General features: G+C 69.7%; 13 protein-coding genes. 7 read left to right on the plus strand and 6 right to left on the minus strand.

Annotation, left to right across the window (positions count from 1 at the left end; all coding sequences use genetic code 11):
- The first annotated feature begins 105 nt into the window (after nucleotides 1–105).
- The 3 genes from RWH43_RS04350 to RWH43_RS04360 are packed head-to-tail and all read left to right on the plus strand — an operon-like array spanning nucleotide 106 to nucleotide 1,565.
- Nucleotides 106–447, plus strand: coding sequence for a hypothetical protein (locus tag RWH43_RS04350; RefSeq protein ID WP_316000754.1), 342 nt, complete (start codon nucleotides 106–108; stop codon nucleotides 445–447).
- A gap of 9 nt (nucleotides 448–456) precedes the next feature.
- Complete coding sequence (locus RWH43_RS04355; RefSeq protein WP_316000755.1) at nucleotides 457–1,050, plus strand: class I SAM-dependent methyltransferase; 594 nt, start codon at nucleotides 457–459, stop codon at nucleotides 1,048–1,050.
- The gene (locus RWH43_RS04360) at nucleotides 1,047–1,565 is read left to right on the plus strand and encodes a GNAT family N-acetyltransferase (protein ID WP_316000756.1); all 519 of its coding nucleotides are present in this window, start codon (nucleotides 1,047–1,049) and stop codon (nucleotides 1,563–1,565) included. The genes RWH43_RS04355 and RWH43_RS04360 overlap by 4 nt, the downstream gene beginning before the upstream one ends.
- Nucleotides 1,566–1,829: 264 nt before the next feature.
- Here the strand turns inward: RWH43_RS04360 and RWH43_RS04365 are convergent, their stop codons facing one another.
- From RWH43_RS04365 to RWH43_RS04390, 6 genes are all read right to left on the minus strand, one after another.
- Nucleotides 1,830–3,116 carry a nucleotide disphospho-sugar-binding domain-containing protein gene (locus tag RWH43_RS04365; RefSeq protein WP_316000757.1) on the minus strand — a complete coding sequence of 429 codons (1,287 nt, stop codon included), beginning with the start codon at nucleotides 3,114–3,116 and terminating at the stop codon, nucleotides 1,830–1,832.
- Between the two features lie 34 nt (nucleotides 3,117–3,150).
- Entirely contained in the window at nucleotides 3,151–3,780 is a 630-nt protein-coding gene (locus RWH43_RS04370) for a TetR/AcrR family transcriptional regulator (protein ID WP_186325431.1), read from the minus strand.
- Nucleotides 3,781–3,790: 10 nt separating this feature from the next.
- Entirely contained in the window at nucleotides 3,791–4,432 is a 642-nt protein-coding gene (locus RWH43_RS04375; RefSeq protein ID WP_144830309.1) for a hypothetical protein, read from the minus strand.
- A 495-nt stretch (nucleotides 4,433–4,927) separates the two neighbouring features.
- On the minus strand, nucleotides 4,928–6,490 hold the full coding sequence (locus tag RWH43_RS04380; protein WP_144830312.1) for an MFS transporter: 1,563 nt from the start codon (nucleotides 6,488–6,490) through the stop codon (nucleotides 4,928–4,930).
- Entirely contained in the window at nucleotides 6,487–7,110 is a 624-nt protein-coding gene (locus RWH43_RS04385; protein WP_144830315.1) for a PadR family transcriptional regulator, read from the minus strand. Before RWH43_RS04385 ends, RWH43_RS04380 begins: the two co-directional genes overlap by 4 nt.
- 224 nt (nucleotides 7,111–7,334) lie before the next feature.
- Nucleotides 7,335–9,089, minus strand: coding sequence for a BCCT family transporter (locus RWH43_RS04390; protein WP_316000758.1), 1,755 nt, complete (start codon nucleotides 9,087–9,089; stop codon nucleotides 7,335–7,337).
- Between the two features lie 121 nt (nucleotides 9,090–9,210).
- Here RWH43_RS04390 and RWH43_RS04395 point away from each other — a divergent pair, with 121 nt between their 5' ends.
- The 4 genes from RWH43_RS04395 to nhaA all read left to right on the plus strand — a co-directional run bounded on the left by RWH43_RS04395 (nucleotide 9,211) and on the right by nhaA (nucleotide 14,427).
- Nucleotides 9,211–10,143: a phosphoribosylaminoimidazolesuccinocarboxamide synthase gene (locus tag RWH43_RS04395; RefSeq protein WP_316000759.1), complete on the plus strand. Its 933-nt coding sequence runs from the start codon at nucleotides 9,211–9,213 to the stop codon at nucleotides 10,141–10,143.
- Between the two features lie 169 nt (nucleotides 10,144–10,312).
- Nucleotides 10,313–11,650, plus strand: coding sequence for a uracil-xanthine permease family protein (locus RWH43_RS04400; protein ID WP_144830327.1), 1,338 nt, complete (start codon nucleotides 10,313–10,315; stop codon nucleotides 11,648–11,650).
- Between the two features lie 54 nt (nucleotides 11,651–11,704).
- Nucleotides 11,705–13,009 (plus strand): carboxylesterase family protein, encoded by a 1,305-nt coding sequence (locus tag RWH43_RS04405; protein WP_316000760.1) that lies wholly within the window; start codon nucleotides 11,705–11,707, stop codon nucleotides 13,007–13,009.
- An 86-nt stretch (nucleotides 13,010–13,095) separates the two neighbouring features.
- On the plus strand, nucleotides 13,096–14,427 hold the full coding sequence (gene nhaA, locus RWH43_RS04410; RefSeq protein ID WP_316000761.1) for a Na+/H+ antiporter NhaA: 1,332 nt from the start codon (nucleotides 13,096–13,098) through the stop codon (nucleotides 14,425–14,427).
- Nucleotides 14,428–14,553: the final 126 nt, after the last annotated feature.

Consider the following 14,553-nt stretch of genomic DNA (forward strand, 5'->3'; position numbering starts at 1 on the left):
TGCACTCAGCTGGCTCATAGGATTATTCGGAGCTATTGGCGACCAACTGCCAGGTTCACCGCCCCTGCGTGCATCGTCGGCACGTGCGCCGCTAACGTATGGGCCATGGTCGACAGGGACGCCATGGAACGCGGCCGAGCGGTCTTCGACCCGATCGCCGAGCGCGAATGCGCGTTGCCCGGCGTCGACATCGGGCGAATGTTCGGCACTGAAGGACTCCGCATCCGCACGAAGGTCTACGCCTTCGTCGCGCACAACGGCTCGCTGGTCGTGAAGCTGCCCGAGAAGCGGGTCGGCGACCTCGCCGCCGCCGGCGATGCCGAGCCGATGGTCATGCGGGGGCGACCGATGCGCGAATGGGCCGAGGTGACGGTCGAGGCCGGACCCGACCGATGGGCCGCCCTGATCGCCGAGGCCCGCGGCTTCGTCGACGAGATCACGCCGTAGCCTCGACCGATGAGTTCGACCGCATACGACGCCCGGGCCGACGAGTACATCGCCGCCCTCGGGTCGATGGATGCCGTGCACCCCGTCGACCGCGGCATCGTCGACACGTGGGCACGAGCGGTGGAGGGACCGGTCCTCGACGCCGGCTGCGGCCCGGGACACTGGACCGCGCACCTCGCCGGACGCGGCCTCGACGTGCGGGGCGTCGACCTCGCGCCGCGGTTCGTGACGCACGCGCGGGCGGCGCATCCCGGCATCCGGTTCGATCTGGGCAGCATCGACGACCTCGAGATTCCGGATGCCGCCCTGGCCGGCGTCGTGTCGTGGTTCTCGACCATCCACCACGCGCCGGCCGACATCGGCACCCCGCTGCGCGAGTTCGCGCGGGTGCTGCGGCCGGGCGGCACGCTGCTGCTCGGCTTCTTCGTTGGCGCGACTCTCGAGCCGTTCACCCACGCCGTCGCCCCCGCGTGGCGTTGGCCGGTCGAGACTCTCGCCGACCGCCTCGATGCCGCCGGGTTCGACGTGACCGAGACGCACACGCGTTCGACCCGCGGCGAGCGCCCCGTCGGTGCGTTCACCTGCGAGCGGCGGGCCGCGTGAGCGAGTTCGGGTCGTGGCAATTCGCGCGTGCCACCGCGGCAGACGCCCCAGCCGTCGCCGCATTCCAGACGATGGTGTGGGACCAGACGTACAGCGGGTTGATCGCCGAGGAGATGCTCGCGGCGACTTCGACCGACCGCACGTCACGGTGGACGGAACGAATCTCGACCGGCGAACGCGACGTGACTCTCGCGCGAATCGGGAGCGAGATCGTGGGGGTGGCGAGCACCTCGAAGGGGACGCCTCCGCACTACGGGCTGCCCTCGACGGAGCTGTGTTCTTTCTCCCTCCGCACCGATGTCCGTGGAACGGGTCTTGCGGATCAGCTCCTCCGTGAGGCGATCGGCCGGGAGGACGCACACCTCCTGGTCTTCGAAGTCAACGAGCGTGCCAGACGCTTCTATCGGCGCCACGGGTTCGTTGCGTTCGGCGATCCGCAGCTCGATGAAGGCACGGGGCTGATGGAACGGCGAATGGTGCGTTCGCACTTCGGCGCCAGTGAGTTCTCGACCTGACACGCCACCCGAGCGGAGGAGTTTCGGCGAGCGGAGGACCGCCGCCGCGGCATCCGTCCTCCCCTCGCCGAATCCCCTCCGGAGCGTCCCGCGCGATCGGATCACGAACCCGGCGTGACGAAACTGCCCGTCACCCCGTCTTACCCATGTGCCGCTTGTGCGGACTCCGAGACCGCCCGGCCGACGCGCCCCCAATTTCCGCGTCGGCCGGGTGCCGCGACTCGGCACAGCGCTCTGCGGATGCGCGGCTGCGGCGATGCGCGGTCAGGATCGAGGCGAGAGCAGAGCCGCGACATCGTCGACGAGGCCCGCAGCGCCCGGCGCAACGGCAATCGCCTGCCCGATCCGGCGGGCGTTCGCCGCGTAGCGCGGGTCGGCGAGGATCCGCTGAACCGCCGAGCGCACGGCATCCGGGGTCGGGCGACCCGTGCGGAGGTTCACTCCCACACCGGCGTAGTGCACGCGAGCGGAGGTCTCGACCTTGTCTTCGGAGTCCCCGGCGATGACGATCGGCACACCGTGGCGCATGGCGTGATGCAGACCGCCGTATCCGCCGTTGGTCACGAGGACGCTCGTCCGGGCGAGGAGTTCGTCATAGGGGAGGTAGCTCGCGGCGAAGGCGTTCGCGGGCAAGGGAGGAAGAGTGTCGACCGGCCGGCCGCCGGTGGTGACGGCGACCTGCACGGGCAGGTCGGCGAGCGCGGTGAGGGTCGGGAGGATGACCTCGCTGTAGTCGGTGTTGGCGACGGTGCCCTGCGTGACGTGCACGAGCGGGAGGCGTGGATCGAGGTCGTCGAACCAATCCGGCGCCGGGGTGGGACGAGCGGACGCCGTGGGCATGGGGCCGTAGAAGCGCAGGTGCGTGGGGGCATCGCTGCGCGGGTATTCGAACTCCTCGACCGTGAAGTGCGCGAGCAGGTCGCTGCGCGAGAGGACGTCCATGAAGAACGCGCCGTTCAAGCGTGGCGCGCCGACATCTGCGAGGAACCGGTCGAGGCTGCGGTGCACGGGGCGCAAGACGGCCTTGGCCGTCACCCCCAAGGCCCGGTTGCGCAGACGATTGAGCAGGGGCTGACGCAACGGCGTGAGGCCGAGCCCGTAAGGCGGCGCGTCACGGCTCGAGAAACCGGCCGCGGTGATGCCGCACATGACGGTGAGCGGCCGTTGCGAGCGCGGCCGGGCGAAAAGCGTCTGCACCCCGAGAAAGGTCATGTCGTGCAGCACGACGTCGGCCGGCTCGTCGCGCAGGATGCGCTCGAGCACCGACGCCGCCGGGGCCGCGGGCTCGACGAAAGCGCGCTCGACCCCGCGGTTGATCGTGGCGAGCCCGCGTTCGCGTTCGTCGCCGTCCATGCCGATGTCGTCGAGCGTGTCCGCTTCGGGCGGGAGGGACAGGAACCGGATGCCGGTGGCCTCGACCATCGCTCGATAGCGGGCGCCCGTGAGCAGGCGCACATCCCACCCGCGTCGCTGGAGTTCGGCGGCGACGACGAGCAGGGGACCGACATGCCCGACGGCGGGCATGCTGCAGATCAGGGCGGAGGAGGTCATGTCTCTGTCTTTCGAGGACGGCCCCGCCGAGGGCTCACGCGAGATTGTCGGCGAGGCGGGTGAGTTGTGCGGTGAGCCACGACCGGTAGGCCGCGACATCCCACCCGCGGGCGACGATGAAGTGCGTCCACGGGTCGGGGCCGGTGATCAGGCCGAGGACGTCGGCGGCGAGAGCGAGCTGGTCGATGCGGATGCGATCGCGCTGCAGGAACCAGCCGGCCGCGATCGTCATGTCACGGTGGCGCCGCATCTCGAGGTCGAGATAGGCGGCACGCACCTCGGGGTCGCCGTCTGCGGCGGCGAGCATCGCCCGCACGATCGCCGCGGAGCGCTTGTTCGCCTCGATGAGGAAGTCGACATACAGCGCGATTGCCGTGTCCGTGTCGGGCTCGCTCATGATGGCGACGAGCTCGGGACGCTCGGTGAGCGGATGCCGCCCCTCGTCGCCGGCGAACGTGCGCTCGAAGGCGGCGATGAGCAGGGCGTGCTTGGGTCCGTTGAGGTGCACCGTCGGGATCGACACCCCCGCCTCGGCGGCGATCGCCTTGATGGATGTGGCGACGTAGCCGTCGCGCACGAAGAGCCGGGCCGCCGTCTCGATGATGTTCGCGCGCGTGGCGGCGGCGTCGGCCTGCCGCTTGGGGGACTGATAGCTGCGAGGCACGTCCCACACGCTACTTCGCTGCGGTGATGCCTGCCCGGGCGATGAGGAGCCCCGCGATGATCTGCGCGCCGGTGGACACGAAGTACATGGTGTTCGTCAGCGCCTCGACGGAGTTGGCGTTGATCACCGCACCGAGGGCGAAGCCGACGAGCGAGAGCACGAGGATCGCCCACCGCGCCGCGCCCGTGAGCACACGTGCGCGGACGATCATGATGCCCCCGATCGTCAGCAAAAGACCCTGGACGGCACTCATCCCGAACAGGAACGCTGTCGCGCCGTCAACGGGTTCCGAGATCGGCAGCAGGTACCCGGCCAGCAGATACAGGCTCTGGTTCGCGAGGAAGAACGCCCCGAATCCGAGCAGCGCGAGCTTTCCGGCGACGGACGAGCCGACGGCCCCCCGTCCATCACCGCGCCCGAGGGCGAGCGGGAACATCGCCGCGACGTGCGCGAGGGTACTGGCGAGGAAGAGCACCCAGAAGGCGGTGGCCGGGCCGGGTTCCGTCGAGACGTCGGTTCCGATCTCGAGAGCGGTGGCGACGGTCAACAGCACACCCCCGGTGAGGATCAGGATGCCGGCGGCCCGGGGCCACGAGGGGCGGACGGTGGCGGCGAGCGCGGACGGTCGGACAGCGGGGGCGGGAGCGGTCACGGGTGACTCCTTCAATGAGTGGCAAGGCGTGGAAGCGGGTCGAGGGGCTCGATCGAGAAATGACTATACACACGTATAGGTCAATCTTCGAGAGGGTAAGGAGTAGCGGTCGCCATGCCAACCCGGCGAAAGGTGGGATCGTCGCCGGAACCTGTCCAGAATTTGCCCGCTCCCACCTCGCTCACGCGTTTTCATTACGGCCACACCGTAGCGAAGTGGTAGCGGCGAAACAGCGCCGCTAGCGTCACGGCCCTACCCGCACCGGAAGGCATCCCGCCCTCGTGCGTCACCACCCCGATTGCGACGCTGGCGCGATCGAACCACGTGCGTCGAGGCGATCCCGGTGATGTGGAGAACCTGCTCCCGGGACAACGCGTTCAGGACCTTCTTCCCCGGGCGCAGGATCGAGTCCGCGGCATCCGCGAGCATCCCTTCCGATGAACGCGAAACGCCGCCGCCCCCGAACGAGGGGACGACGGCGTTGCCACGGAAGGGTTACTCCCCCGCGGCCGCCGGGGCGGCCTGGGCCGCCTGCTGCGCGGGTGCCGCATCGCGTGGGGCGCCGTGCGGGCGGATCACCGAGGGGCGCTTCATGAACAGCACCGCGACGAGACCGACCGCGATGACGCAGATCGGAAGGATCAGCGACTCACCCATGGCCGTCGAGAAGCCCGCGACCACCTGCGGCGGCAGCGCACCCGAGCCGAAGCTCGCCGACGCGTCGGCGGCACCGGGCAGGTTCGCTTCGAGGCGCGCCTGCATGAACGCGGCGATGGATGCCGAGCCGATCACCGATCCGACGGTGCGGGTGGTGTTGTAGATGCCGGCGCCGGCGCCCGCCTGACGCGGCGGCAGGTTGCGCGTCGCAGTGGTGGCGAGCGGGCCCCACATTCCGGCGTTGCCGACGCCCATGAGGGCCGAGGGGATGAGGAAGGCCCAGATCGGCGCGTCGTTGAGGATCAGCGCGAGGTAGAGGCCGAGCGATCCGCCGACCAGCAGCAGGCCCGGCACGAGCAGGAAGCGCGGGTCGGTGCGGTCGAGGAGCTTGCCGGCGAAGGGTGCCAGCACCCCCGAGAGGATCGCGAGAGGGATGAGCAGCAGCGCCGACTCGGTGGGGGTGAGACCCCGCGCGAGCTGCAGGTAGAACATCTGCGGCAGGGCCATGCTCGTCACGGTGAAGCCGACGGTCGCGATCGCGAGGTTGGCGACGGAGAAGTTGCGCTCGCGGAACAGGTCGAGGGGCACGAGGGGCTCGCCCTTGCTGCGCGCCTGCGTCCAGATGAACACGCCCATCACGACGACACCGGCGGCGACCATGACCCAGATCCACGTCGCCCAGGAGTAGTGCTCGCCCTCCTGCAGGCCGAAGACGATGAGGAAGAGGCCCACGGCGCTGAGGATCACCCCGAGGATGTCGAACTTGTGAGCGGTCTTCGGCAGCTGCGGCACGAGGATCACCGCGGCGATGAAGCCGATGATGCCGACCGGGATGTTGATGAAGAAGATCCACTCCCACCCGAGGCCGTCGACGAGCAGGCCGCCCGCGAGCGGGCCGACGAGCGTCGCGACACCGGCGGTGGCACCCCACAGGCCCATGGCCGCACCGCGGTTCTGCGGCGGGAAGGTGCGCGTGATGACGGCCATGGTCTGCGGCGTCATGAGCGCGGCGCCGAGGCCCTGCACGGCGCGGGCGACGATGAGCATTTCGAGCGAGGGGGCGAGTCCGCACGCGAGCGAGGCGATCGTGAAGATCGCGAGACCCGTCAGGTAGATGTTCTTGGGTCCGAAGCGGTCGCCGAGGCGTCCGGTGATCAGCAGGGGGACCGCATAGGTGAGCAGGTAGGCGCTGGTGACCCACACGACGTTGTCGAGGTTGCTGGTGTTCGGGTCGAGCGCCGCCTTGATGGCGGGGTTCGCCACCGAGACGATCGTGGTGTCGACCAGGATCATGAAGAACCCGATGACCAGGGCCCAGAGGGCCGGCCAGGGGCTGCGTTCGGTGGTCTTGTGCGACCCGGTGCGAGTGGAGGCCGCGGAGGCGGCGCGGGAGTCGGTCATGGGGTGGTCTCCTTTGAGACGCGATGCTTCTTCTTGATGTGTTCGGGGATTTCGGCGATGCCCCAGGCGAGGGAGCGATCGGCGAGGCGCGCACGCAGGGAGTCCTGCCACGCGAGTTCAGCGTCGAGCAGAGCGGATTGCCGCTGCAGCTCGACGAGGAATTGCTCGGGGGTCTCGCGCTCGGCCGCGTTCACGAGGCCGGCGCGGTGTTCGTCGAGAGAGTCGAGGAGCAGGGCGCGGCGGGCGTCCAGCAGGTCGATCACCTCGGCGCGGTCGAGATTGTGGGCCTCCGACAGCGCGACGCGGAAGTCGCTCGGTCGGTCGATCTGGGGCAGCTCGGCGCGCACCCATTCTTCGACGGCCCGATGCCCGGCATCCCGGATCGTATACGTGGTGCGTTCGGGGCGATTGCCGTCGCGGTCGACGCCCACTTCGGCCAGCAGACCGTCCCGCTCGAGGCGCGCGACGGTGTGGTAGATCGTGCCCTTCTGCAGGGGCACGAGGCGGTCGTCCCGACGCTCCTTGAGCAGCCGAACGAGCTCGTAGGTGTGCATGTCACCTTCGCGCAGCGTCGCGAGGATCATCACGGCGACCGGGGTGAGGCGGCTGGGCTCCGGCATGCGTCCCCTTCCATGGTCCGTGTCGACTAGTCCACGTGGACTATACGCTGTTGCGGCGCTTGAGGCGAACTCGCGCGGGTGAACATCGCGTATCGCACCGCCCTCGCCGCCGCGCACAGTCAACGCCCGGGTGGTCGTCGGCGCGGAGGGCTTGCGCCCGACGCAGAACACGCCGCGCCCGGTGCGGACGCGGCGTGTTCGGGAGGGGTTCCGGATGCCGGGACTCAGGCCGACGGCGAGTCGCCCGAGACCGTCTCGGCCTCCGCTCGCGCCTCCTCGCGTGCCTCGGCCTGCGCCGAAACCGCGCGTCGCTGGCGCCAACGGGCGGGGATGCCGAAGATCCCGCGCTGGTTGGGCTCCTCGACCTCGAGGCCGTAGTGCTCGCCGATCGAATCGCGCAGCTGCGCCCGCTCGGCCTTGTCATAGGCCTTCATCTCACGACGGAACGCCACGACGGTGGCCCAGCAGATCGCGAGCAGCACGACGCTGAAAGGCAGGGCGATGCTGATCGCCGCGGTCTGCAGCGCCGTGAGCCCACCCGCCAGCAGCAGGGCGAAGGCGATGAGCGAGGTGGCGAGCGTGAAGAACACGCGCACCCAGCGCTTGGGCTCCTCTTCGCCGCCGGTGGCGATCATCCCCATCACCAGAGCGCCGGAGTCGGCCGAGGTGACGAAGAAGATCCCGATGAGGATGAGGAAGCCCACCGAGATCACCACCGATCCGGGAACGCTCTGCAGCATCTGGAACAGCGCCGTCGAGACGTTCACCGACCCGTCGGCGCCGACCAGTTCGACCGTGCCGGTGAGCTCGCCGTAGATCGCGGTTCCGCCGAGCACGGTGAACCACAGGATGCCGACGAGCGTGGGCACGAGAATGACGCCGACAACGAACTCGCGCACGGTGCGACCGCGCGAGATGCGCGCGATGAAGATGCCGACGAAGGGAGCCCACGAGATCCACCAGCCCCAGTAGAACGCGGTCCAGGTGCCCTGCCAGGCCACGCCCTCGTCACCGGAGTACGCGCTGGTGGTGAAGGACAGGCTCACGAAATTCTGGATGTAGTTGCCGATCGACTGCACGACATCTCGCAGGAGGAACTCGGTGGGGCCGACGAACAGCAGGAACAGCATGAGCAACCCCGCGAGCACGAGATTGATGTTCGACAGCCACTTCATGCCCTTGCCGACGCCCGACAGCACCGAGAACAGCACGAATCCGGTGATGATGCCGACGATGATCGCCTGGCTGATGACCGACGGCGAGACGACGCCCAGGTAGTCGAGACCCGCGCTGATCTGGATGACACCGAGGCCGAGCGAGGTGGCCACGCCGAAGAGGGTGCCGACGAGGGCCGCGACGTCGATCGCGTTGCCCCAGCCGCCCTGCACGAGACGCGCACCCAGGATCGGCTCGAGCGCCCAGCGGATGGTTCGCGGCCGGCGACGGCGGTGGAACGCGTAGGCGAGGGCGAGACCGAGCACGACGTAGATCGACCACGCGTGAACTCCCCAGTGCAGGAAGGTCTGCGACATCGCCTGCTGCGCGAGCTGGTTGGGAGTGCCCTCCACGCCGGGCCGCGGCTCGATGAAATGGCTGAGCGGCTCGCTCACGCCGTAGAAGACGAGGCCGATGCCCATTCCCGCGGCGAACAGCAGCGAGAACCACGACATGGTCGAGAACTCCGGCTCGTCGTCGTCCTGCCCGAGCTTGATGTTGCCGAAGCGACTGAAGCCCATGGCGAGCGCGAAGACGACGAAGAAGGCCGCGATCAGCACGTAGTACCAGTTGAACGCCGAGACGATGAAGGTCTGCACGGCGCCGAACGTCGCTTCGGCGGCAGCCGGGAAGAGCATCGCGAACGCGATGAAGGCGAGGGCGATCGCGGCGGCGGGCCAGAAGACCCACCCGCGGATGGTGGAGTGCCTGCTCCCCGCGTGGGGGTCGATGGCTACCGAGGTTCGGGGGGAGTCATCGGTCATTCCCCCGAGGGTAGTCAACGGGTCCGCCGCGCTCGGGGGGCAGGCGTCGCCGGAGGCGTTGTGACAGAATCAGCCTTCCGCGCCGTCGTGGGCGGCCGGTCGCACCCGCGATAATGAGCGGGTGACCACCGCTCCCCCGCTCGAGCTTCCCGGCTGGCGCCACGTCTATTCCGGCAAGGTGCGCGACCTCTACGTCCCCGCCGACACCGCCGCAGACGCCACCCCCGCGCACCTCCTCGTCGTGGCGAGCGACCGCGTGAGCGCCTTCGACCACGTGCTCTCCCCCGGCATCCCGGGCAAGGGCGAACTGCTGACCACGCTGAGCCTGTGGTGGTTCGACCAGCTCGCCGGAGCCGACGGCGGTCGGGCGATCCCGAACCATCTGGCGGCCGATCACACGCTGCGGGGCGACGACCCGGTGTCGTTGATCCCGGATGCCGTGAGGGGGCGCGCGATGCTCGTCCGCTCCCTCGACATGCAGCCGATCGAGTGCGTCGTGCGCGGCTACCTCACCGGCTCGGGTTGGGCCGAGTATCAGGCGGAGGGCACGGTGTGCGGCATCCGTCTGCCCGAGGGCCTGAACGACGGTGACCGCCTCCCCGAGCCCCTCTACACGCCCGCCTTCAAGGCGCCGATGGGCGAGCACGACGAGAACATCACCTTCGAGCGCTCGGTCGAGCTCGTCGGTGCCGAGACGGCCGCCGCCCTGCGCGACCTCTCGCTCGAGATCTACCGCCGCGCCGCCGCGACCGCCGAGGCGCACGGCCTGATCCTCGCCGACACCAAGTTCGAGTTCGGCTTCGACGACGCGGGCGTGCTGACCCTCGCCGACGAGGTGCTCACGTCCGACTCCTCGCGCTACTGGGATGCCGAGGCCTGGCGCACCGGCACGACCCCCGCGGAGCGCATGGCGAGCTTCGACAAGCAGATCGTGCGCAACTGGCTGGCCCAGAACTGGGACAAGCAGGGCGAGCCGCCCGCGCTTCCCGACGAGATCGTCGAGCGCACGCGCGAGCGCTATGCGACGCTGCTCGGCCTGCTCACCGGCGCCTGACCCGCGCCCGCGAAGGCTTCGACAGCCTCACCGCAACCGCAACCGGTCCCTGAGCCGCAACCCGGTCCCTGAGCCGCGACCCGGTCCCTGAGCCGCCCACGGTCCCTGAGCCGCCCACGGCCCCTGAGCTTGTCGAAGGGCCCCCCGACCACATCCCCCAAGGAGACACATGTTCCGCTGGAAGCTGCACGGCAACGGCCGCACGGTCGAGCCCGGGGCCGTCGTCGCCCCCGGCGAACGCCTGAACTGGGGCGCGACGGTCGCGATCGGCCTCCAGCACGTCATCGCAATGTTCGGCGCGACCTTCCTCGTGCCGGTGCTGACGAAGTTCCCGGTCTCGACCACGCTGCTGTTCTCCGGCATCGGCACGCTGCTGTTCCTGCTCGTGACGAAGAACCGCCTCCCCAGCTACCTGGGGTCGTCGTTCGCGTTCATCGCGCCGATCACCGCCGCCACGACCATGGCCGGCACGGGCTCGGCGCTCGCGGGCATCGTCGCCGTGGGTGTGCTTCTCGCCGTCATCGGCGTCATCGTGCAGTTCGCCGGCCTCGGCTGGGTCGACAAGGTCATGCCGCCGGTGGTCGCCGGCGCGATCGTCGCCCTCATCGGCTTCAACCTGGCGCCCGTCGCGTGGTCGAACTTCCAGCTGCAGCCCCTGCCGGGCACCATCACGCTCGTCGCGGTCATCCTGTTCAGCGTGCTGTTCCGCGGCTTCCTCGGGCGCATCTCGATCTTCCTCGGCGTGATCGTGGGCTACGTCGCGACCGTGATCATCCAGGCCGTCTCGGGCGAGACGCTCATCGATTTCGACGCCGTCGCGCAGGCGCCGTGGGTGGGCCTGCCCACCTTCCAGTTCGCCGATTTCACGACGCCCGCGACCTGGTCGGTCATCGCGATGTTCCTTCCCGTCGTGCTGGTGCTCGTGGCCGAAAACGTCGGTCACGTGCGGGGTGTGGCGGCGATGACGGATGCCACGGCCAACCGCTCCACCGGTCGCGCCCTCATCGCCGACGGTGTCGCCACGACCCTCGCCGGAACCTTCGGCGGCTCCGGCACCACGACCTACGGCGAGAACATCGGCGTCATGGCGGCGACCCGCGTCTACTCGACCGCTGTGTACTGGGTCGCCGGTCTGACCGCGATCGTGCTGAGCCTCTCGCCCAAGGTCGGCGCGGTGTTCAACACCATCCCGCCGGGCGTGCTCGGTGGCGTGACGACCGCGCTGTACGGCCTGATCGGCATCATCGGCATCAAGATCTGGGTCGACAACCGCGTCGACTTCTCGCGTCCGGTCAACCAGTACACCGGCGCCGTCGCGCTGGTGCTCGCGATCGCCGGGTTCACGATGCAGTGGGGCGACTTCCAGCTCGGCGCGATCGTGCTCGGTTCGGTCGCGGCACTGCTGATCTACCACCTCGGCAACGCGATCGCCCGCGCCCGCAAGACCGGCGCCGACGACGGCGGTCCGATCCCCGCGGTCGGCCCGTTGGGCGGCGACCCGAGCTGACGGCTCGGTCGCACACGGGACATGACATCTCACGGTCGGCGCACCCGCGTCTTCATGACATCCGTCGGCGAGATCGAAGCCGTCGTCGACGGTGACATCGTGCGCGCCGCGGGCGTGCCCTACGCTCACGCGGACCGGTTCGAGAAGCCGCGCGCGCTCACGCACCTCGGCAGCGATCCGTTCCCCGCCTTCGAGGCCTCGCCCGCCTGCCCCCAGGTGCCTACCGAGGCGCTCGAGATCATCGGGGATCAGACCGGCGGGCTCCCGCAGAGCGAGCATTGCCAGCGGTTGACCGTCACCCTCCCCGCCGATCACGGCGCCGCGGACGAGCCCCTGCCCGTCATGGTGTGGATCCACGGCGGGTCGTACGTCAGCGGAGCGGGCGATCTGCCCCTGTACGACCCCCGCGCGCTCGTCCTCCAGGAACGCGTGATCGTCGTCACCGTCACCTACCGACTCGGCGTCCTCGGCTACGTCGGCGACGGCGTGGGACGACCCGCCAATCTCGGGCTGCTGGATCAGCTCGCGGCCTTCCGGTGGGTGCAAGCCAACATCGCCTCCTTCGGGGGCGACCCGGCGCGGGTGACGGCCTTCGGCCAGTCGGCGGGGGCCGATGCCGTGCTGCATCTGATGACGGTCGACGGTGCCGCCTCGCTGTTCTCACGAGCGATCGTGCAGAGCGCTCCCCTGCGCACCATCCGCGGTCGCGCGGGGATCGGCGCGGCGATGAACGCCGCTCTCGACGAGACGCTGGTCGACGGCGACGGCCTCGACCTCGAGGTGGCGCAGGCGGCGGTGGCCCGGGCGGCCCGGAAGAGCCCGGTCGCGTTGATGGCGTTCGGACCCCAGGCGGGTCAGGATCCTCTGCCGGACGAGAACGGGATGCGCGAGCGATGGGCGCACGTCGCGCCGCGCATTCCGCTGCTGATCGGAACGACCGCTCACGAGGCACGCCTCTTCCTTCCCCTCGTTCCCGCTCTGCGCGGAGTGTCGAGGGTCCCCGTGCTCGGTCCTCTGGTGGTCTCCCTCGTCGATCGCGCACTGACCACCTGGGTCTACAGCGGCCCCGCCCGCGCCTTCGCGCGCGCGTACGAGCGTTCCGGCGGCGAGGTCGTGCGCTTCACCTTCCGTTGGCGGGCTCCGCGCAATAACTTCGGCTCCTCGCACGCGATCGAGGTGCCCTTCGTCTTCGGCTCCGAGAACGCGGCATCCGGTCTCGCCCCCTATGCCGGCGCAACCGCGGCGGACCTCGACCGGACCGGCGTGCTGATGCGCACGGCATGGGGGCACTTCGCCTACGGCCGCACCGACGACCTCCGTTCGACGCGCAATGTGGTCACGTTCCGTCGCACCGCCTGAGGCACGAGCGGCGCCACGGTAAACTGGGTCTCGGTGCGTCGGGAAGTCTGGTCGACATTTCGTCGATCGACCCCTCAGGAGGCCTCATGAGCCACGACACCACCCGCGCGCCGAGCTGGCCCGGCTACCGCGAAGTCCACCGCGTCACGACGCTGCTCCGCCGCGAATCCGTCGGCGGCATGCTGCTGGTCGTCGCCGCGATCATCGCGATCATCTGGGCGAACTCCCCCGCATCCGACGCCTACTTCGCGCTGCGCGACTTCCGCATCGGCTACGAGCCGTGGCACCTCGACCTGAGCCTGGGAACGTGGGCGGCCGACGGTCTGCTCGCGGTGTTCTTCTTCATGGTCGGCCTCGAGCTCAAGCGCGAGATCGTGAGCGGCAGCCTGCGCCGCTTCGGCACCGCGATCGTCCCGGTCACGGCGGCGTTCGCGGGCGTCGCGGTTCCGGCGCTCATCTACGTCGCGATCGTGCACACGCAGCCGAGCCTGCTGGCCGGATGGGCGATCCCCACCGCGACCGACATCGCGTTCGCCGTCGCCGTGCTCGCCCTCGTGGGCTCGCACCTGCCCGGGCCGCTCCGCATCTTCCTGCTGACCCTCGCGGTGGTCGACGACCTCATCGCCATCGCGATCATCGCGATCTTCTACACCAGCGACATCTCGCTGCTGCCCCTGGCCGTGTTCGCGGTGCTCGTCGTGATCTACGGCGTGATCGCGCACCGGGCTCGAGCCTGGTTCGCGCGCCACGCGTGGGGCGCGTGGGTCGTGCTGCTGCCGATCGGCTTCGCCGCGTGGGCGTTCCTGCACGCGTCGGGCGTGCACGCCACGATCGCCGGTGTCGCCCTGGCCTTCACCATCCCCGTCGCCGCCTCGCGGCGTCAGCCCGAGCACCACGGCATGGACCTCGCCGAGCAATTCGAGCACCGCTTCCGCCCGCTCTCGAGCGGCATCGCGGTGCCGATCTTCGCGTTCTTCGCCGCGGGTGTCGCCGTCGGCGGGGGCGACGGCATCATGCGCGCGCTCACCGACCCCGTGACCATCGGCGTGGTCGCCGGCCTCGTGTTCGGTAAGCCGATCGGCATCCTGCTGGGCGTGCGGGTGCTCACCCTCGTGACGAAGGTGCGCCTCGACCCGGCGCTGAAGTGGATCGACCTCGCCGGGGTCGGCCTGCTCGCCGGCATCGGGTTCACCGTGTCTCTGCTGATCGCCGAGCTGAGCTTCCCCGGGGGCTCTCCGCACACCGACGACGCGAAGATCGCGATCATGGCGGCCTCGCTCCTGGCATCCGTCTTCGCCTCCGCCGTGCTGCTGGTGCGCAACCGCCGCTACAAGCAGCTGGAGCAGGACGAAGAGGTGGATGCCGACGGCGACGACATCCCCGACGTGTACCAGCGGCCGCTGCCCGACGCCCGCTGAGCGGCGTCCGCGCCCGGCGTCGTCACGAGAACAGGCTCCGCGCCCGGAACAGGACGATGTCGGCCGGAACCTCCTGTTCTCGTGACATCCCCTGTTCTCGTGACGGACGGCTTGACCCTCACGCGA

It is taken from the genome of Microbacterium algihabitans, assembly GCF_032464975.1.
Taxonomy (GTDB): Bacteria; Actinomycetota; Actinomycetes; order Actinomycetales; family Microbacteriaceae; genus Microbacterium; species Microbacterium algihabitans.